This window comes from Phytohabitans houttuyneae (genome assembly GCF_011764425.1).
Taxonomy (GTDB): Bacteria; Actinomycetota; Actinomycetes; order Mycobacteriales; family Micromonosporaceae; genus Phytohabitans; species Phytohabitans houttuyneae.
Genome location: NZ_BLPF01000003.1, coordinates 877,010 through 895,530 on the forward strand (window position 1 = coordinate 877,010; position 18,521 = coordinate 895,530).

Consider the following 18,521-nt stretch of genomic DNA (forward strand, 5'->3'; position numbering starts at 1 on the left):
TGCTTGCCGTCCCGGCGGCAGCTCGCGCGAGCCGGGGGTGGACGACAGGTGACGGGGGTCACGTCCGTGGGTGTAACGGATCGTGGGGCTGCCTTGTCCCATGGCCATGAACGAGATGAAGAGCCAGACAGTCATCGTGGCCGGGGCTAGTGGGGTCCTTGGCCGGCACATCCGCGAGGCGCTCAACGGTGCCGGGCACACGGTGCTCGGTCTGGGGCGCGGCGAGGGCAATGAGATCCGCGCCGACCTGCTTGACCGGGACGGGTTGTTGCGGGCGTTCGACGGGGTTCAAGCCGACGTCGTGGTGCACGCGGCGACCGCGTTGCGGAAGCCGCCGATGTCGCACAAGGGGATGTTCGGTACCGATGATCTGCGGGTTGCGGGGACGGCGAACCTGATCGAGGCGGCCAAGCTCGCGGGTGTGCGCCGCTTCATCGGCGAAAACGTCGCCGTCGGCTACGGCTACCGCGACTTCGGCGACCGGGTGCTGACCGAGGCCGACGAGTTCGGGGTGCCGGTGAGCGACCCGAACATCAACCGGCACCTGGAGGGGATGCGGGAGAAGGAGCGCCTGGCCCTGGAGTCGGGATTGGAGGCGATCTCGCTGCGGTACGGGTTCTTCTACGGCCCGGGCGGCACCGACGCGATGGTGCACATGCTGCGGAAGCGGCAGATGCCGGCCTTCAACGACCACGGTCACGTCTCGCCGTGGACGCACCTGACGGACGCGGCGGCCGCCGTCGTCGCGGCGGTCGAACGTGGCCGGCCGGGGAGGCCTACAACATCGTCGACGACCACATGGGCTTCGGGCAGCTGATCCGGACGATAGCGGCGACGTTCGGCACGCCCAAGCCGTTCACCGTGCCGCGGTGGGTGCTGGCGGTCGCGCCCTACATGCACCTGATGATCGGCGTCACCATGCGGGTCTCGAGCGACAAGGCCCGCCGCGAGCTGGGGTGGCAGCCGGTGTACCCGACGGTGCTGGAGGGGCTGCGGGCCCAGGCGTCCGCGCAGGTCTAGCCTGTTTCCATGATCGATAGCCAGGTCTTCGCCGAGCATCGGCGGCTGCTCTTCGACGTCGCGTACCGGATGACGGGGAGCGTCGCCGATACCGAGGACATCCTGCAGGAGGCCTGGCTGCGGTGCCGCGACGTCGACGGCGGCCAGGTCGCCAACCCCGGGCGTACCTGGTCAAGACCGTCACCAACCTCTCGCTCAACCAACTCACCTCGGCCCGCGCGCGCCGCGAGACCTATGTCGGGCCGTGGCTGCCCGAGCCGGTGCTCACCGCGCCCGACGCGGGTCAGGAGGTCGAGATGGCCGAGTCGATCTCGATGGCGATGCTCGTCATCCTGGAGACGCTCACCCCCGCCGAACGCGCGATCTTCCTGCTCCACGACGTTTTCGGCTACAACCACGGCGAGATCGCGTCCATTCTGGACAAGCCCGAGGGCACCGTGCGGCAGACCGCGGCCCGGGCGCGCGCGCATGTCGCGGCCCGCCGGCCTCGCTTCGACGTCGACCAAGGGCTACGCCGAGAAGCGGTGGACCGGTTCCGCAAGGCCTGTGCCGGGGGCGACCTGAACGCGATGATGGAGCTCCTGGCCCCCGAGGTGGTCTGCTGGTCCGACGGCGGCGGCAAGGTGACCGCGGCCCGCCGGCCACTGGAAGGCGCCGACAACGTCGCCCGCTGGCTGCTCGGCGTCTTCGCCAAGCCGCAGACGCAGGGCACGGTGCTCGTGATCACCGACATCAACGGCGGGCCGGCCATCCTCGGCCTGGTCGACGGGCAACCGGCCGGCGCGATCTGCCTGGACTTCGACGGCGAGCGGATCACCGGGGTACGCATGCAGGGCAACCCGGACAAGCTCCGAGGTCTCACGCGCTGAGCCACCCCGGTTTCCGCACTGTCAGTGCATATTGACAGTCGTCGGCGCCGGGCCTACCGTCGCGTTACCCCCGTCTCCCTCGCGGAGGATCACGACGATGCGCAGTGCTTTCGTGTTCCGTACCCTCGTGTCTTCTGTGGTCACGGCTCTCGTGGTGACGGCCGCGCCCGTCCCGGCGGCGGCCGGCCACGACGGCGGGCGTGGCACCGGCACGCCCGGTGACCAGCCGCTTCCCGGCTTCACCGTGAGCAACCCACCGCTGGCGCCGGCGCTGGTCGGCGGCGTGCCGACCCGGGTGCGCCAGGGCATCCACGCGCACGCCGCCTACATCATCGAGGTGCCACCGAGCTGGAACGGCGAGCTCCTCATGTGGGCGCACGGCTACCGCGGCCAGGGCACGGTCCTGACGACCGAGCCGCCCGGCTTCGGCCTGCGCCAACACCTGCTCGACCAGGGGTACGCGTGGGCGGCGTCCTCCTACTACGCCAACGGCTTCGACATCCGCGCCGGCGTGCTGAGCACCAAGGCGCTCACCGAACTGTTCGGCAGGCTGGAGCGGCGCCCGCACCGCACCTATGTGGCCGGCGCGTCGATGGGCGGTTACGTCGTCGGCCGGTCGCTGGAGGAGTACCCGAGTCTCTATGCCGGCGGCCTGCCGTTCTGCGGCGTGATGGGCGACCAACGTCTGATCGACTACTTCCTGGACTTCCAGGTCACCGCGCAGGCGCTGTCCGGCATCCGCTCCTACCCGCCGGGCTCGGACTACCTGACCTCGGTCGTGCCGAGGATCCAGGGCACGCTCGGCATCGCGACGATCAACCCGCTGGCGCCCGAGCCCACCAACGCGCTGGGCCGCCAGTTCCGCGACATCGTGGTCAACCTGACCGGTGGGCCACGGCCGGGCGCCGCCGCCGCGTTCGCGCAGTGGAAGGACTTCGTGTTCGGCCTGGGCGCGCCGGCCGCCGCGTCGGACACCGTCGCCCACGACCCGGGGCTGATCGCGACAAACCTCTTTACGGTGTACTCCCCGAACGCCCCGGTCAACGTCAACCGGACTGTGCAGCGGGTGGCGCCGGACCGCGTCGCCGAGCGGCTCTCGAGCCGCCTCACCCAGGTCCCGAGGATCGAGGGCAGGCCGCGCGTGCCCGTGCTGTCGTTGCACAACATCGGCGACCTGTTCGTGCCGTTCTCGATGGAGCAGCAGTACCGCGCCGACGTCGACCGGCACGGCCGCGGCGCGCTGCTCGTGCAGCGGGCGATCCGGGCCACCGGGCACTGCGAGTTCGCGCCCGCCGAGGCGGCCACCGCGTGGAACGACCTCGTCGACTGGGTCGAGCACCGCGACAGGCCCGCCGGCGACCGCGTCGACCGCCGTTCGGTGGCCGCCGCGGACTACGGCTGCCGGTTCAGCGACCCGGCCGCGTACGCCGCGGGGGTCGGCTCGCGCCGGCTGTTCGCCGCCTGCCCCTGACCGGCTGACGCGTTGGTCGGCTGCCGTGAGGGCGGTGGGTGACCCGCGGTGCTCAGCGGATCTTGCGGCGCATGCGAAGTGAGACCGCTACCGCGACAAGTGCGCCGAGGACCGCTGTCGCGAGCGGCAGGAATTTGATGCCGCCCGGTTCGCCGCCGGTCGCCACGCCGCCCACGCCGATGACCACGTCGAGCATGAGCCCGGCGACGAACCCGGCCACACCGCCCACCCCCGCCGCCGCTGCTGTTCGCATCTCGCACCCCTCTCACGACAATTAAGTACCCACCATACATGTTGCGTGTCTACCTATGCGAGCGATGGCGTGTGCGTGCGAGGTGGCCAGGCCCGTCGGTCCCCGCCCACCGGGAAACCCGTTGCACGTCGCCGGCATCGGAGGTCGGCTGGTGGGGGCACAACACGAGAGGGAACGACGCGCATGGTGCTGGCCACCCCCACGCTGCACGCCGCTCGCCTTCGGCTGCGTCCCTTCGGCGACGCCGACGAGGATGACCTCTTCGCGCTGCACAGCAACGCCCACGTCCTGCGTTTCTGGGACGCGCCACCGTGGACCGGGCGCGCGCGTGCCAAACGGTTCGTCACGGCCTGCCGGCAGATGGCGGAGGACGGCACCGGGGCGCGGGTGGCCGTGGATCGTGTCGCCGACGGAGCGTTCATCGGGTGGTGCGGCCTGAGCCGCTGGAATGCCGACTACCGCAGTGCGTCGCTGGGTTACTGCTTCGACGATGCGGTGTGGGGTCAGGGCTACGCGACGGAGGCCGCGGGCGCCCTGCTGCTGTGGGCATTCGACACGCTGGACCTGAATCGGGTCCAGGCGGAGACCGATACGCGAAACATGGCCTCGGCCCGCGTGCTGGAAAAGCTCGGCTTCGTGCGTGAGGGGACGCTGCGGGAAGACTGCGTCGTCAACGGCGACGTCTCCGACTCGTGGGTCTACGGACTGCTGAGGCGGGAGTGGCAGGCTACCGTTCGCGAAGGGACGGCCGCCAAGAGGCGGCCGTCCCTTTGGTGCGGCCGCCAACCATGGCCGGCTTCGCCGGCACGGGTGACCAGCGGCCGAAGGCCGCCGGTCACCCGGTGAAGGTTGGTGGCCACCGCACCAGGCAGCTCAGCGGGCCGGCTGGACCAGCCCGAACCGTACCTTGCTCATGAAGCCCGGGAGGTCACTGAGCACGTACAGCTCGCCGTGCACGTCGGCGTCGATCGCGGTCGGCTGGGTGGGGAAGTTGCCGATCGTGGCGGACTCGTATGCGCCCGTGGACGTGGGGCGCACGACGAACGCGAGGGTCGAGCAGTAGTCGCTGGCGATGTAGGTGCCCCGCGCCTCCGGGGTGACAGACCCTCGGTAGACCACGCCGCCGGTCACCGAGCAGCTCTCGGTCATGAAGTGTGGGTACTCGAAGACCGGGTCGGTGTACCGCACGCCCGGCCGGCACTGCTCCTGGTCGAAGACCGGGGTGCCCTCGCGGCAGGACCAACCGAGGTTTGCCCCGCGCTGCCACGGGCGGATGTGGTTGACCTCCTCGATCAGGCCCTGGCCGACGTCGCCGATCCACAGCGAGTTGTCGACGTCGATGGAGAACCGCCACGGGTTGCGCAGGCCGTACACCCAGATCTCCGGCCGCGCGCCGCGGGTGCGGACGAACGGGTTGTCGGCGGGCACGCAGTAGGGCCTGGCGCCGCACGTGCGGTTGACGTCGATCCGCACGATCTTGCCGAGCAGTGTGCCGAGGTTCTGGCCGGCCTTGAACGGGTCGTTCGCGTGGCCGCCGTCGCCGAGGGACCAGTAGAGGTAGCCGTCGCGGCCGAACGCCACCTGTCCGCCGTTGTGGTTGCCGTACTCGGCGTGCTCCTGGGTGAGCAGCACCTGCAGCCGCGCGGGAGCGCCGAGGGGCACGCGCGCCAGGGTGAGCGCGCCGGCCGGCAGGCTCGTGTAGGCCACGTAGAGGATCCCGGTGCGCGCGAAGTTCGGCGCGGGCGTGATGCCGAGCAGGCCGCGCTCGTTGTCCGACGTGTCGATCCGGGCGCGCAGGTCGAGCACCGGCTCGGCCGCCAACCCGGTATCGGGGTGGTAGGCGCGGACGGTGCCGTCCTTCTCCGCGATCAGCATCCGGCCGTCCGGCAGCCCGGTCAGCGCGATCGGGCGCTGCAGCCCGAATGCCACCTGTTCGAATGACACGGTCAGCTCCGTGAGCGGCACCGCGCTGGTGGGGGACGGGCCGGCCGCGGCGGTGCCGGCGTTCGACGCCGGTGGCAGCAGGAACGTGGACAGGGCCAGAACGAGCAGGCCGACCAGAACGGTGGCCGGGCGACGACGCCTTGGCGACATGTTTTTGGCTCCTCGAGCAGTGTGGAGGACGCAATCTGGGAGCCCTCCCAACATACATCGATTGCCACCAATATCCAACCTGTCGGGTGGGATGGTGACCGCGCGTCGATACCCTGTTCAGGTGGCGGCACGGGTGCTCGGCGTGGACGCCTGCAAGGCGGGCTGGGTCGGCGTCGTCCTGGGCGATGGCGCCACTGCCGTGCATGTCGCCACGACGGTCGCCGCGCTTGTCGCCGCTGTGGAGCTGGATGGCGACCTCGCCGTCGTCGGCATCGACATCCCCGATCGGCCTTCCTGACACCGGGCGGCGCACGGCCGACGTGCTCGCGTACAAGCTGGTGGGGCCCCGACGGGCATCGGTCTTCATGACGCCGGTCCGCGCGGCGCTGGAGGCCGGCAGCCACGCCGCGGCCGTGGAGGTGAACAGGGCGCGGGCCGGCGAAGGGTTCTCCGCGCAGATGTACGGGCTGCGGTCGAAGATCCTCGAGGTCGACGCCTGGGCCCGCGACGCCGGCCGGCGGGTGGTGGAGGTACATCCGGAGGTGTCGTTCGCGCGGCTGGCCGACTCACCGCTGCCGGACGGCAAGCGCACGTGGGCGGGAGTGCACCATCGCCGGCGGCTGCTCGCCGACGCCGGAGTGGAGATTGCCGACGACCTCGGCGAAGCGGGACGCCAGGCGGCCGTCGACGACGTGCTCGACGCCGGCGCCGCGGCGTGGACGGCCGCCCGGGTCGCCGAAGGCACGGCGACGCCGCTGCCGGATCCACCCGTCGTGTACTCCGATGGCTGGCCCACAGCGATCTGGGTGTAGGCCGAGCGGCCCGTAGCATGGCCGATGAGTGCGCCGCCGGCCTTTGACGTGCAGCTGGCCCGGCTGATCGAGGCGCGCGGCGTCGATGCCGGCTCGCTGGCCCGGCGGGCAGAGGTCGCCGAAACAGCGGTCACGTCGGTGCTCGGCGGCGGCGAGCCTGAGCCGCTACTGCTGCGCCGGCTAGCGCCCGCCCTCGGCCTGCACCGCAGCGACCTGTTCATCATCGCCGACCGGCCGGTGCCGGACGACCTCACCCTGCAGGACCCGGCCGAGGCCGCCGCCCTGATCTGGGACGCCCGCCGGCTGACCGCCGACCAGCTGCGACAGGTCTACGACCGGGCCCACGCCATCCGGCATGAACGCGCCGACGAGCTCGAGCCCGCCCTGCGGTGCGGCTGCCCCGGGCCTGCCTGAGGCCGGGTCACCGACCGTCGACGGCGAGGGCTACGAAACCGGTCAGGCGCAGTCGCGGCAGACGTCGACGCCGGCGGCGGCCCGCTGGCTGCGGTGGTGTACCAGAAAACAGCGTGAGCAACGGAACTCGTCGGCCTGCATCGGGATCACCGCGACCGACAGCTCTTCATCGAGTTGATCGGCGCCGGGTAGCTCGAACGCCTCCGCCAGCTCGGCCTCGTCCACATCGACCGCGCCGGAGCGCGGAGCCGCGCGCCTGGCCTGGAGTTCCTCCAGGCTGTCCTCGTCGTCGGTGGGGGAGGTGCGTGGGGCGTCGTAGTCAGTCTTTGCCATGTGCTCATCTCCTCTAGGCGGTAGGGCAACATCCGCCCGGCCAGGTCTATTCCGCTGCCAGCGAGTCGCCGACAGCGAACCCGCCGGCGCTCGTCCACCTGGACGTCGAGACCACGGACGCCGATCGCCGCGAACCATACCCCGCTGGCGCTGCCGCGCCCCGTCAATCCGTAAAAGTGGCGACCAGTGGCGACAGGCCCGCTGAGGTCGCGGTCGGGTCGTGACGGGCATACGGTGAGGTGTGTCGCAGACTTTGCCGGTAGGGGTGACCGGCGTGATCCGGTCGCTGCGGACGGCCGTCGCTGAGGTCGGGCCGGACGCGCTGCCCGCCCTGGTGAGTCGGGCCGCCGCGGCGGTCGGTGCTGTCGACGTCGTGATCTACCTGGCCGACTACCCCCAGGTGTGCCTGGTGCCGCTGCCCGCCGGGTCGGGCGCGGCCGTGCCGATCGAGGCGACGATGGCCGGCCGGGCGTACATGAGCCTGGAGGTCCAGCACGCGCCGGATCAACCGGACCGGCTGTGGGTGCCGCTGGTCGACGGATGCGACCGGCTCGGCGTGGTGGAGTTCGTCTCCCCGGCGGTGGTCAACGACGAGGTGGAGGCGGCCTGCGGCGAGGTGGCCGGGTACATCGCCCAGCTGGTCAAGAACCGGCGGCCGTACGGCGACGCCGTGGAGCGGGCCCGCCGCCGGATGCCGATGCACATCGCCGCCGAGGTCGTGTGGGGGCTGCTGCCGCCGCTGACGTTCGGCACCAACGACGTGGTGATCACCGCGATCCTGGAGCCCTGTTACGACGTGGGCGGCGACGTGTTCGACTACGCCCTCAACGGTGACGTGCTCAGCTTCGCGCTCTTCGACACCTGCGGCCACGGGATCACCGCCAGCACGCTGGCCGCCCTGACCATCAACGCGTACCGCAACGCCCGCCGAAGCGGCCTGGACCTGGTCGGCATCGCCGGCACGATCGACACCTGGCTGCGGGCGCAGCACCCGAACAAGTTCGCCACCGCGGTCCTCGCCGAGCTCGACCACATCACCGGCACCCTGCGCACGATCAACGCCGGCCATCCCGGAGTCCAGCTGCTGCGCGACGGCAGAGCGGTCAAGGAGCTGCCCGGACCCACCGCCCTGCCGCTCGGTCTGCACCACCTGACCGGGCGGGAGCCGACGGTACACGAGGAAAACCTGCAACCCGCCGACCGGCTGCTCGTCTACACCGACGGCGTCACCGACGCCTACAACGAGGCCGGCGAGCGTTTCGGCCTCGGCCGCCTCCTCGACCTCGTGCAGCGGGCCCTCAACGACGAGCTGCCGGCGCCGGAAAGCATGCGCCGGCTGGTGCGTGCCGTCGTGGAGCACCAGTTCGAGGAGTTGGAGGACGACGCCACCGCGGTCCTGGTGCAGTGGCAGCCGCCCGGCTACGTCCTACCGCCCGGCCTGCGGCCCTGACAACGCCGGTTCAGGGGATCAGTGCGATCTTCCCGCCGGGGTGCCCGGTGCGGACCAGTTCGAGAGCCTCGCGGGCCTGCTCGAGCGGGAAGGTGCGGGCGACCGGGACGACGAGCTTGCCCTGCGCGGCCAAGGCCAGCAGCCGGGGCCGGACGGCGTCCCGGAACGCCGCGCTGTCCGGCAGCGCGCCCGCGATCGCGGTGACGCCGGCCGCACGGGTGCGCTCCGACGCCGCGATGGTGACCGCGCGGCCCAGGTCGGGCAGCAGCTCCACCGTGGAGTCGAGGGCCTCGTCGGTGCCGACGGTGTCGATGACCGCGGTGACGCCCCGCGGCGCGGCGGCGCGCACGCGGTCGACAAGGCCCGGCCCGTAGGTCACCGGCTCCGCGCCGAAGCCGCGCACCACGGCGAAGTTGTGCTCGCTCGCGGTACCGACCACGGTGGCGCCGATGAGCCGCGCCTGCTGCAGCACGCTGACGCCGACCGCGCCGGAGGCGCCGTGCACGAGGACCGTGTCGCCGGCCCGTACCCCGGTGACGTGCAGCGCCTCGGCGGCGGTGGTGCCGGCCAGCAGCAGGTTGGCGGCGGCCGGGTAGTCCAGCGTGTCGGGCTTGGCGAAGACGTCTTTGGCCGGCACGGTCACCCGCGAGGCGTAGCCGCCGCTGATCCGGAACGCCACGACCGTGTCGCCGATCAGGCCGCCGCCGGACCCGATCGTGGTGTCCGGCCCGACCGCGCTGATCACGCCGGCGACCTCGTACCCGATGCTCAGCGGCAGCGGCCGGTCGGGGCCGCGCGCGGCGGCAAGGTGCTTGTAGTCGGCCGGGTTGACGCCCGCGGCGCGTACGTCGATGGTCACCTCACCCGCGGCGGGCGACCGAACCTCGTCCTCGACCAGGGTGAGCACTTCCGGCCCGCCGAACGCGGGCGCTATCCACTTCACCGGTCGATCCTCCCGCACCGCGGTCTTGTATGATCGCGAAAGGTCAAGAGTGCCAGCGCCAAGCCCCGGCTCGCTGGCCGGCAACCCTCGTGTTCACGGTGGGGTGCCCCGGGTGACGACCAGACCCTCGGCCGAGCCGCGCCGCGGGTAAGCGTGAGCCTCGGAGGTCACCCCCATGACGCTGGACATCGTCGGCGCCGACCTGCCCGTGCGGCTGCGGTCGGGCGCCACCGTCCGCTTCGCCCACCTCGACTACGCCGCCTCCGCGCCGTGCGCCCGCGCCGCCGCCGACGCGGTACAGCGACTCCTGCCCTGGTACGGCAGCGTGCACCGCGGCGCCGGCGCGCGGTCGGCACGGTCCACATTGGAGTACGAGCGGGCCCGGCAGGCGGTCGCCGACTTCACCGGCGCACGATCGGACGACACGGTGGTGTTCACCCGCAACACCACCGACGCGCTCAACCTGCTCGCCCACGCGCTGCCCGCCGGCACCACCACGGTCGTGTTCGACGGTGAGCACCACGCCAACCTGCTGCCGTGGCCGAACGCGGTACGCCTCCCCACGCCACCCGACCCGGACACGGCGGTCGCACTGCTCGACCGGGCACTCGCCGGAATCGCCGGGCCGGCGCTCTTCGCGGTCACCGGCGCCAGCAACGTGACCGGCGAACTCTGGCCGGTACGCCGCCTGGCCGCCGTGGCCCACTCCCACGGCGCCCGCGTGGCCGTCGACGCCGCGCAGCTCGCCCCGCACCGGCCCGTCGACCTCGACGCGCTGGGCGCCGACTACCTCGCCTTCTCCGGGCACAAGCTGTACGCCCCGTTCGGCGCCGGCGCGCTGGTAGGCCGCGCCGACTGGCTGGACGCCGCCGAGCCCTACCTGCGCGGCGGCGGCGCGAGCGCGGCCGTGGGCGACCACGCCGGCGACGTGACCTGGGCGACCGGCCCGGCACGCCACGAGGGCGGCACCCCGAACCTGCTCGGCGCCGTGTCCCTCGCCGCGGTCTGTGAGGCCCTCGCCGCCGCCGACCGGAACGCCCTCCACGCCCGCGAGCAGCAGCTGCTGGCACGGTTGCAGGCCGGCCTGGCGGACGTACCGGCCGCCGTGCCCGTCAGCCTTTTCAGCGACACCCACCCGCGGGTCGGCATCGTCTCCCTCGCGCTGCCCGACCACGACGCCGCCACGGTCGCCGACCGGCTCGGCGCGGATCACGGCGTGGGGGTGCGCGCCGGGCAGTTCTGCGCACACCCGCTCGCCCGCCGCCTGACCGGCGCCACGCGGCCGGGCGGCTGCGCCACGGGTCCGGCCGCCCTGCTGCGGATCAGCTTCGGCCTGGGCACCACGGACAGCGACATCGACCGCGTCGTGGCCGCGCTGTCCGCCGAGACCGGGTCGGTGGCCAGCAATGAGGGATTGGCGCTGCTCACAGCGAGATAGCCCGACGATATTGCGAGCTACCGCGATGTCCGCGGTGGTCCGGACCGTTGCTCCCGCGGCCTCACCCTCCGCGGTTGCCGGCCAACCCCCGGACCGCGCGGCGTTGGAGGGACGGCCCTTCACCAGGTACGGCCAGCCGCGTATGGGGCCACGGATCGGTTCCTGGGCGCATCGGTGCGCCCAGGTTGAGATGCACCCGCGGCGCGGCTGCCGGGCTCCGACCAGTTGTGGGCGAGCTACTGGTCTTCGACGATGGGCTCGGCCCACGCCGCGTTGTCGAACCTCGATGTCCAGGTGATGCCGCGTCGGCGCCGCTGTCGTAGGTGCAGACCAGCGGTACGCGTGCCTGGATTTGCATGGCTAGCCGCGCTCCTGTCGGGGCAGCACCACCTCGCGGACGATGAGCTGGACGGCGGCGACCGCGGGGATGGCGATCAGCGCGCCGACCACGCCGAGCAGGGCGATGCCGAGCAGAGCGGCGAGGATCGCGGCCAGGTCGCTGACCTTGACCGCGCGCCGCATCACCTTGGGGTAGATGACGAAGTTTTCGAGCTGCTGGTAGACGATGAAGAACACGACGCAGGCGATGCCGACGCTGACGCTGCTGGTGGCGAACGCGACGGCGCTGACCACCACGGCGCCGAGGGTGGCGCCGACCTGGGGGATGAGGTCGCAGACGGCGACGACCACGGCGAGGGCGAACGGGTACGTCACGCCGACGATCATCAGGAACACCCAGGTGGACACGCCGGCGATCAGCGCGATGGCGAGCGCGCCGGCCATGAACGCGCCCACCTTGGCCAGGATCTCGTCGCCGATCGCCTGCACCCGGGGGCGGCGGGAGGCGGGCACGAGCTTGTAGGCGCCGAGCCGCAGGCGGTCGAAGGCGGACAGGAAGTAGATGGTCAGTACGACCACGGTGAGGATGTTGAAGACGGCTCCGAAGACCACCTGGGCGCCGCCGAGCACGCCGCCGGCCGCCTTGGTCATGTTGGAGGCGGTGGCGGCGGACTGGAGCCGGTCGATGATCTGGTACTGCTCGTTCAGCTCACGGAGGGTCTCGCTGCGGCGCATCTGGTCGATGTAGTCGGGCAGGTTTTCCACCAGCGCGCCGGTCTGGGTGACCACCGGCGGTACGAGCGCGAGCGCGCCAACGGCCAGCAGCGCCAGGACGCCGAGCCCGACCGCGGCGACGGCGAGGCCGCGGGGCAGGCCCCAGCGCTGCAGCCGGACCACGGCCGGGTTGAGGCCGATCGCCAGGAACAGCGCGATGAAGATGAGGATGAGGATCGAGGCGGCGTCCTGGATGAGCAGAAACATCGTGTACGCCAGGAGCAGGCCCAGCCCCGCCGTGAACCCGATGACGAACGGTGACCGCGACAGCGGCGCCCCCGGCTTGCCGAACCGGCCCGGCCCGGACGTGTCGAAGGTCGCGTCGCCGGCCGGTTGATCCGGCGAGGAGTCCGCCTCGGCCTGCCGCGGCGCGGGGACGGGATCGGCGGCCGGCGGGCTGTCCGGCCCGGGCGTGATGGTCGGCGCCTGCTCGGACACCCTGGGTACCTCCGCGTTCGCTCGGTGGGCGGCGGTCCCGCCGCTGTTCGGCAGGGTAGTGAACCGGCGCACCGGTCGGGGTGCGGCCACACCGGGCTAGACGGTCAGCGGGCCACGTAGCCGCCGTCCACGCTGAGGATCGTGCCGGTGATGCCGGCGGACTCGGGCGCGGCCAGGAAGGCGATCGCCCGCGCCACCTCGTCGGCGGTCGACATGCGGCCGATCGGGTGGTTGCCCAGGGTGACGGCGAGGCTGGCGGCGGGGTCGGCGTCGGCCGCCCGGGCCTCGGCCATGAACTCGGTGTCGACGGCGCCCGGCGCGACCGCGTTGACCCGCACGCCGCGGCCCGCGTACTCGATCGCGAGCTGGCGGGTCAGCTGGACGATCGCGCCCTTGGTCATCGCGTAGACGCTCTGGTTGGCGATGCCGACCAGGCCCGAGATCGAGGCGACGTTGACGATGCAGCCGGCGGTGCCGGTCAGGTGGGGCAGTGCGGCGCGGGCGAACCGGAAGGCGGGCCGGACGTTGACGGCGAAGAGGTTGTCGAAGTCGGCGTCGGTGGTGTCGAGGATCGGCCGCCGCAGAAAGCGGGCGGCGTTGTTGACCAGCAGGTCGAGCCGGCCGAACGCCTCGACCGCGCGGTCGACCGCGGCCTGTGGCGCCTCGGCTGCCGACACGTCGGCTTGCAGCGGCACGATCCCGTCCGCGGCCAGCTCGGCCACGGAAGGCGAGATGTCGACCGCGACCACGCGGTAGCCGGCCTCGCGCAGTCGGGTCACCACGCTGCGGCCGATGCCCCGGGCGGCGCCGGTCACGACAGCGGTCAGGTCCATGCGATATCCCGTCTGCCGGGGTGGGCATCCTGCTATCCAGGATGAGCAGCGAGGCTAGGCCCCTGCGGCCGGCCCGTCAAGGTGCTGCCTTGCCCAAGATCTAACTTCTGCGAAATCCGACGGAAATCTTGTTCAAGGCCTTGACAGGCCTCCGGCGTGATCACCTAGATTCGCCGTACCGGATAGCTGGATGGTCGCCCCGCAATGCGGGACGGCGCCCGAGGTGACGAGGAAGGGAAACCGATGGCCAACACGTCCCGCGGTCCACGGCCCGTCGCCGACGGCCTGGAGATCGCCAGTGGGGACATCCAGGTGGTCTCGCGCGTCGTCCAGTTGCTGCGGCTACTGGCGTCCAACGGGACCATCGACCTGGTGTCGGCCGCGGAGGAGTTGGGCGTGGGTAAGTCCACCGCCCACCGGTACCTGGCGTCAATGGAAAACCACAGCCTGCTGCAGCGGCGGGACCGAAACCGGTACGAGTTCGGCGTGCTGCTGGCCGAACTGGGGACCATGGCGCTGTCCCGGCTCGGGGTCACCGACCTGGCCGGGCCGGTGATGGAAGAGATCAGCGTCCGGATGCGCCAGACGGTCGTGCTCAGCGTGTGGAACGGCCAGTCTCCGGTCGTGGCGCGGGTGCACGAGGACAGCAGCCGGACGGCGCACGTGTCGATCAAGGTCGGGAGTCGGCTCGGCCCCAGCACGGCCCAGGCGGTCGTCTTCTGGGCCTTCCGGGGCGAGTCGCTGTACCGGTTCGGCGCGGGCGCGGCGGACGCGACAGAAGAAGAGTTGGCGGAGGTTCGCCGGACCGGGATCTCGTTCCGGGCGAGCCGTACCGAGGGTGTCAGCGCGGTGGCCACGCCGGTCCGGGATCCGGCCGGCCGGGTCGTCGCCACGCTGGCCATTGTGGGCATCGCACAGTTCGTGCCCGAGGGGAGCGACAGCCCGATGGCGCGTGCGCTGCTCGCGGGCGCGGAAACGATCAGCCGGCGGTTGAGCAATCCGCTCGAAGGCGCGGCGGACTGACACCGCGGCCGGCGCCGGCAATCAATACGCACTGACCGGGAAGTCGCCGGCCCAGAGGGTTATCCGTGAGCGGGAACGCGCGGCGGTTCCCGATCGAGAAAAGGCGAAATAAATGAGGACGTTTCGTTTCGTCACAGTGGTTGCGGTGAGTGCTCTATTGGTGACCGCCTGTGGTGCGGGTGGTGACAGCGGCGACAGCGGCACGGGCGAGCAGAAGCTCACCTGGGCGAGCACCGGAGGCCAGTTCCAGGAGGACGAGAAGAAGGCCCTGCAGGAACCGTTCACCGCCCAGACCGGCACCCAGTTCACAAACGTCACGCCCGCCGAGATCGCCCAGGTCCGGACCATGGTCAAGGCGGGCAAGACGATCTGGGACCTGGCCAACATGAGCTGGATCTACGCCGGCGCCTACTGCGGCGAGCTGTTCGAAAAGCTCGACGACCCGGGCCTGGACCGCAGCAAGTTTCCGCCGGGCACGACAGGTGACTGCTTCGTGCCGACGTACCGCTACGCCAACATCTTCAGCTACAACGCCGACCTGTTCCCCGGCGAGAAGCCGACGAAGATCGAAGACTTCTTCGACGTCAAACGCTTCCCCGGCAAGCGGATCGTCTACGACTACCCGAAGGCCGGACTGCTCGAAGCCGCGCTGGTCGCCGACGGGGTACCGCCGGAGAAGGTGTACCCGATCGACCTCGAACGGGCGCTCAAGAAGATCGACACGATCAAGAGCTCGATGGTCTTCGCACCCAGTTACGGCGCCATCCAGCAACAGCTCGTGGACCGCCAGGCCAGCATGGTGCTCACCGTGACGGCGCGGTCGATCGTCTCGGCGCAGACCGGTGCCAACCTCGTGCCGGTCTGGGACTTCAACACCACCGACATCGGCGCCCTGGTGATCCCCAAGGGCACCCCGAACAAGCAGCTCGCCCAGGAGATGCTCGTCTTCGTCACCGAACCGGCACAGGCCACCGCGTACGCGAAGCTGACCGGCACGGCGCCCGCCCGCAGTGAGGTCGACGTCACGTCGATCGGCTACACCGAGCAGCAGAAGGCGTTCAACGCGTTCCTGCCCGACCGCGGCCGGCTCGTCGAGCAGGACAAGCAGTGGTGGATCGACAACACCGACGCGGTCGTCAAGCGCTGGACCGCCTGGAAGGTCGGCTGACGCGGATGGCTGTCGACACAGCCACGGCCGGGGCGCCCTCCACGGGGCGCCTCGCGCCGGCCCGCGCCGGCCGGGGGCGGGCCAGCGGTTGGCTGCTCCTGCTGCCGGCACTGGTCGCACTGACCGTCTTCTTCGTACTGCCCCTGCTCAGCGTCGTCGTGGACAGCGTCACCGAGCCGCAGACGGGCCTGGGCAACTACGCCTCGCTGTTCACCGACGGGTACACGCTGCGGGTGCTGGGCCGCACGCTGCTGGTCGCGCTGGTCGTCTCGCTCGTCGGCGTGCTGCTGGCCTACCCGTACGCGTACGCCATGACGCTTGTCGGTCCGACGATGCGCGCGGTGCTGGTGACGATCGTGCTCGTTCCATTTTGGACAAGCATGCTGGCGCGCAACTTCGCCTGGATGATCCTGATGCAGGACGAGGGCGTGATCCAGCGGATGCTCCGGCCGTTCGGGTTCGGCGACGTCACGCTGCTCGGCTCCACCCTGGCCGTCGGAATCTCGATGACCCAGGTGCTCCTGCCGTTTCTGGTGCTGCCCATGTACAGCGCGATGGACCAGATCGACCGGCGGCTGCTGGCCGCCGCGCAGAGCCTCGGCGCACCGCGCGCACGCGCCTTCCGCCGGGTCTACCTGCCGCTGTCCATGCCGGGCGTCATCGCCGGCGTGTCCCTTGTCTTCGTGCTGGCACTGGGCTTCTACGTCACGCCCGCCCTGCTCGGCTCGACCCGCAACGCGATGATCGCGCAGGTCATCAACGTGCGCGCCAAGGAGCTGCTCGACTTCGGCGGCGCCGGCGCGATGGGCGTGTTCCTGCTGGCTGTCACGCTCGCCGTGCTCGGCCTGAGCCGCCGCCTGGCCGGACAGCGCCTTGCCGCCGTCGCCCCCGGCTACCAGCCGGCCCGGTCGCACGGCAAGGAGGGCCAGCCGGCGCAGGTACGGCCCTGGCTCAAGGTGCACACGGTGCTCGTGGCGATCCTGCTTGTCGCGCCGACGCTCGTGGTCATCCCGATGAGCTTCTCCTCAGGCAGCACCTTCCAGTTTCCGCCGGACGGCTGGTCGCTGCGCTGGTACGAGCGGCTGTTCACCTCACCGCAGTGGACCGCCGCCATCTTCAACTCCATCCAGGCGGGGCTTTTCACCGCGGTCCTCGCGACCGTCCTCGGCACCACCGCCGCGCTCGGCGTACAGCGGCTGGCCCCCCGCTGGCGCGGCGCGGTCACCGGCTTCCTGCTCGCGCCGATGATCGTCCCGCACATCCTGGTCGGCCTGGTGGTCTTCGCCGCGTTCCTGCAGGCGGGCCTCAACGGCACCCTCCTGGGCATCATCCTGGCCCACACCGCGATGGCCGTGCCGTTCGTGGTGATCGCGGTGACCGCCCGGCTGCAGGGGATGGACGCGCGCCTGCCCGGCGTCGCGGCGAGCCTCGGCGCAAGCCCGCTTTCCGCGTTCCGCCGGGTCACCTTCCCGCTGCTGCTGCCCGGCATCCTGTCCGGCGCGGTGCTGGCGTTCGTGACGTCGCTGGACGAGGTCGTGATCGCCCTGTTCCTGCAGGCGCCCGGAGCGATCACCCTCCCGGTCCAGATGTTCAACAGCGTCACCATCCAGATCGATCCGACGATCTCCGCCGCGTCGAGCCTGATCGTCGTCCTCGTGAGCGTCCCCATCCTGCTGGCCCAGGTCATCAGCGCGCGGCGCGGAAAAGGTAGGTAGCCGTGAGAACCCGGATGGAGCAGCGAGCGGTGGCGCCGGCGCCCGCGGTGGCGGCCAGCAGCGGGGGCCGCATCGAGCTGGTGGACCTGTGCAAACGGTACGGGGCCAACGAGCCGCCGGCCGTCGACCACGTCAACATCGACATCGAACCGGGGGAGTTCATCACCCTGCTGGGCCCAGCGGCTCGGGAAAGACCACGACGCTCAACATGATCGTCGGGTTCACCACACCGACCTCGGGTGGCATCCGCCTCAACGGCCGGGACATCTCCGGGCTCCCGCCGCACAAGCGGAACTTCGGCATGGTGTTCCAGAACTACGCGCTCTTCCCGCACCTGTCCGTCGCCGACAACGTGGCCTTTCCGCTGCGCGAGCGCAGGACGCCGCGGGAGGAGATCACCAGGCGGGTCGGCGAGGCACTGGAGCTCGTCGACCTCGCCGGCATGGACAAGCGCCGCCCGCACGAGCTGTCCGGCGGGCAGCAGCAACGCGTGGCGCTGGCCCGCGCCGTGGTCTTCTCGCCGAGTGTGCTGCTGCTCGACGAACCGCTCAGCGCGCTGGACCGCAAGCTGCGGCAGTCGCTGCAGCGCGAGGTCAAGCGCCTGCACCGCGAGCTGAAGCTCACCTTCGTGTTCGTCACGCACGACCAGGACGAGGCGATGACGCTGTCGGACCGCATCGCCATCTTCTACCGCGGGCGGATCGACTCCATCGGCACCCCCGCCGACCTCTACCACCGGCCGACGACCCAGTTCGCGGCCCGGTTCCTGGGGGAGTCGAACGTCTTCGCCGGCCGCTACGTCCCCGGTGGCGCCTACGAGTGGCTCGATCGCACGTGGACGGTCCGCGAGCCGGACGGAGGCGGCGAGCGGGTCCTGATCGTGCGGCCCGAGCGCATCCGCCTGGCCGTGGTGGGCGAGCCGGTGCCGTCCGGATCCAACGCCGCCGAGGCGACGGTCACCGACGTCTCCTTCTACGGCACGTTCAACCGGGTCGAGCTGACCTACGGCGACGGCTCCGTCGGCTGCGCCGCACTACCCGTCGGCATCCCGGCGGCAGTCCACCCGGGCGACCGGGTCGTCGCCCACTGGCGGCCCGAAGACCAGGTCCTGGTGACCCCGTGAAGCACAGTAAG

The 18,521-nt window shown here is 71.3% G+C and carries 21 protein-coding genes and 1 riboswitch; of the genes, 15 read left to right on the forward strand and 6 right to left on the reverse strand.

All coding sequences use genetic code 11. From position 1 onward, the window contains the following. Window positions 1-115 precede the first annotated feature (115 nt). The 4 genes from Phou_RS38870 (at window position 116) to Phou_RS38880 (ending at window position 3,360) form a co-directional block, all read left to right on the forward strand. Window positions 116-817 (forward strand): NAD-dependent epimerase/dehydratase family protein, encoded by a 702-nt coding sequence (locus Phou_RS38870; RefSeq protein WP_218579482.1) that lies wholly within the window; start codon window positions 116-118, stop codon window positions 815-817. Next, window positions 799-1,020: a hypothetical protein gene (locus Phou_RS51710; RefSeq protein ID WP_218579483.1), complete on the forward strand. Its 222-nt coding sequence runs from the start codon at window positions 799-801 to the stop codon at window positions 1,018-1,020. The genes Phou_RS38870 and Phou_RS51710 overlap by 19 nt, the downstream gene beginning before the upstream one ends. 122 nt (window positions 1,021-1,142) lie before the next feature. Then, window positions 1,143-1,889, forward strand: coding sequence for a sigma-70 family RNA polymerase sigma factor (locus Phou_RS38875; protein WP_246274217.1), 747 nt, complete (start codon window positions 1,143-1,145; stop codon window positions 1,887-1,889). 136 nt (window positions 1,890-2,025) lie between these two features. After that, entirely contained in the window at window positions 2,026-3,360 is a 1,335-nt protein-coding gene (locus Phou_RS38880; RefSeq protein ID WP_218579484.1) for a hypothetical protein, read from the forward strand. Window positions 3,361-3,412: 52 nt separating this feature from the next. Here the strand turns inward: Phou_RS38880 and Phou_RS38885 are convergent, their stop codons facing one another. Further along, on the reverse strand, window positions 3,413-3,613 hold the full coding sequence (locus Phou_RS38885; RefSeq protein WP_173066979.1) for a DUF5957 family protein: 201 nt from the start codon (window positions 3,611-3,613) through the stop codon (window positions 3,413-3,415). Between the two features lie 183 nt (window positions 3,614-3,796). Between Phou_RS38885 and Phou_RS38890 the strand changes: the two genes are divergently transcribed. Then, window positions 3,797-4,459 (forward strand): GNAT family N-acetyltransferase, encoded by a 663-nt coding sequence (locus Phou_RS38890; protein ID WP_173066982.1) that lies wholly within the window; start codon window positions 3,797-3,799, stop codon window positions 4,457-4,459. A 27-nt stretch (window positions 4,460-4,486) separates the two neighbouring features. Here Phou_RS38890 and Phou_RS38895 read toward each other — a convergent pair whose 3' ends face one another. Continuing rightward, the gene (locus tag Phou_RS38895; protein ID WP_173066985.1) at window positions 4,487-5,707 is read right to left on the reverse strand and encodes a PQQ-dependent sugar dehydrogenase; all 1,221 of its coding nucleotides are present in this window, start codon (window positions 5,705-5,707) and stop codon (window positions 4,487-4,489) included. A gap of 121 nt (window positions 5,708-5,828) precedes the next feature. Between Phou_RS38895 and Phou_RS51715 the strand changes: the two genes are divergently transcribed. Genes Phou_RS51715 through Phou_RS50750 form a run of 3 tightly spaced genes read left to right on the forward strand, consistent with a single transcriptional unit; the run spans window position 5,829 to window position 6,933 of the window. After that, entirely contained in the window at window positions 5,829-6,005 is a 177-nt protein-coding gene (locus tag Phou_RS51715) for a DUF429 domain-containing protein (protein ID WP_218579485.1), read from the forward strand. Continuing rightward, on the forward strand, window positions 5,956-6,519 hold the full coding sequence (locus Phou_RS38900; protein WP_218579486.1) for a DUF429 domain-containing protein: 564 nt from the start codon (window positions 5,956-5,958) through the stop codon (window positions 6,517-6,519). Before Phou_RS51715 ends, Phou_RS38900 begins: the two co-directional genes overlap by 50 nt. A 24-nt stretch (window positions 6,520-6,543) precedes the next feature. Then, complete coding sequence (locus Phou_RS50750; protein ID WP_178135004.1) at window positions 6,544-6,933, forward strand: hypothetical protein; 390 nt, start codon at window positions 6,544-6,546, stop codon at window positions 6,931-6,933. A 42-nt stretch (window positions 6,934-6,975) separates the two neighbouring features. On the opposite strand, the gene Phou_RS38910 is transcribed toward Phou_RS50750, so the two are convergent. Then, window positions 6,976-7,266: a DUF4193 domain-containing protein gene (locus Phou_RS38910; RefSeq protein WP_173066988.1), complete on the reverse strand. Its 291-nt coding sequence runs from the start codon at window positions 7,264-7,266 to the stop codon at window positions 6,976-6,978. Between the two features lie 274 nt (window positions 7,267-7,540). On the opposite strand from Phou_RS38910, the gene Phou_RS38915 reads away from it, so the two are divergent. Then, window positions 7,541-8,716: a PP2C family protein-serine/threonine phosphatase gene (locus Phou_RS38915; RefSeq protein WP_246274219.1), complete on the forward strand. Its 1,176-nt coding sequence runs from the start codon at window positions 7,541-7,543 to the stop codon at window positions 8,714-8,716. Window positions 8,717-8,726: 10 nt separating this feature from the next. Here the strand turns inward: Phou_RS38915 and Phou_RS38920 are convergent, their stop codons facing one another. Continuing rightward, window positions 8,727-9,659, reverse strand: a complete 933-nt coding sequence (locus tag Phou_RS38920) for a quinone oxidoreductase family protein (protein ID WP_218579487.1) — start codon at window positions 9,657-9,659, stop codon at window positions 8,727-8,729. A 41-nt stretch (window positions 9,660-9,700) separates the two neighbouring features. After that, window positions 9,701-9,819: riboswitch (SAM riboswitch) on the forward strand. Window positions 9,820-9,834: 15 nt separating this feature from the next. Between Phou_RS38920 and Phou_RS38925 the strand changes: the two genes are divergently transcribed. After that, entirely contained in the window at window positions 9,835-11,097 is a 1,263-nt protein-coding gene (locus Phou_RS38925; RefSeq protein WP_173066994.1) for an aminotransferase class V-fold PLP-dependent enzyme, read from the forward strand. Window positions 11,098-11,457: 360 nt separating this feature from the next. Here the strand turns inward: Phou_RS38925 and Phou_RS38930 are convergent, their stop codons facing one another. Beyond that, on the reverse strand, window positions 11,458-12,648 hold the full coding sequence (locus tag Phou_RS38930; protein ID WP_173066997.1) for an AI-2E family transporter: 1,191 nt from the start codon (window positions 12,646-12,648) through the stop codon (window positions 11,458-11,460). 104 nt (window positions 12,649-12,752) lie between these two features. Next, window positions 12,753-13,481: an SDR family NAD(P)-dependent oxidoreductase gene (locus Phou_RS38935; protein ID WP_173067000.1), complete on the reverse strand. Its 729-nt coding sequence runs from the start codon at window positions 13,479-13,481 to the stop codon at window positions 12,753-12,755. A 243-nt stretch (window positions 13,482-13,724) separates the two neighbouring features. On the opposite strand from Phou_RS38935, the gene Phou_RS38940 reads away from it, so the two are divergent. From Phou_RS38940 to Phou_RS38955, 5 genes are all read left to right on the forward strand, one after another. Beyond that, on the forward strand, window positions 13,725-14,504 hold the full coding sequence (locus Phou_RS38940) for an IclR family transcriptional regulator (RefSeq protein WP_173067003.1): 780 nt from the start codon (window positions 13,725-13,727) through the stop codon (window positions 14,502-14,504). Between the two features lie 145 nt (window positions 14,505-14,649). Beyond that, complete coding sequence (locus tag Phou_RS38945) at window positions 14,650-15,672, forward strand: extracellular solute-binding protein (RefSeq protein ID WP_173067007.1); 1,023 nt, start codon at window positions 14,650-14,652, stop codon at window positions 15,670-15,672. 5 nt (window positions 15,673-15,677) lie between these two features. Next, window positions 15,678-17,387 (forward strand): ABC transporter permease subunit, encoded by a 1,710-nt coding sequence (locus Phou_RS38950; RefSeq protein WP_173067010.1) that lies wholly within the window; start codon window positions 15,678-15,680, stop codon window positions 17,385-17,387. A gap of 2 nt (window positions 17,388-17,389) precedes the next feature. Continuing rightward, complete coding sequence (locus Phou_RS53780) at window positions 17,390-17,599, forward strand: hypothetical protein (RefSeq protein ID WP_246274222.1); 210 nt, start codon at window positions 17,390-17,392, stop codon at window positions 17,597-17,599. After that, window positions 17,596-18,510 (forward strand): ABC transporter ATP-binding protein, encoded by a 915-nt coding sequence (locus Phou_RS38955; RefSeq protein WP_246274224.1) that lies wholly within the window; start codon window positions 17,596-17,598, stop codon window positions 18,508-18,510. Before Phou_RS53780 ends, Phou_RS38955 begins: the two co-directional genes overlap by 4 nt. Window positions 18,511-18,521 lie beyond the last annotated feature (11 nt).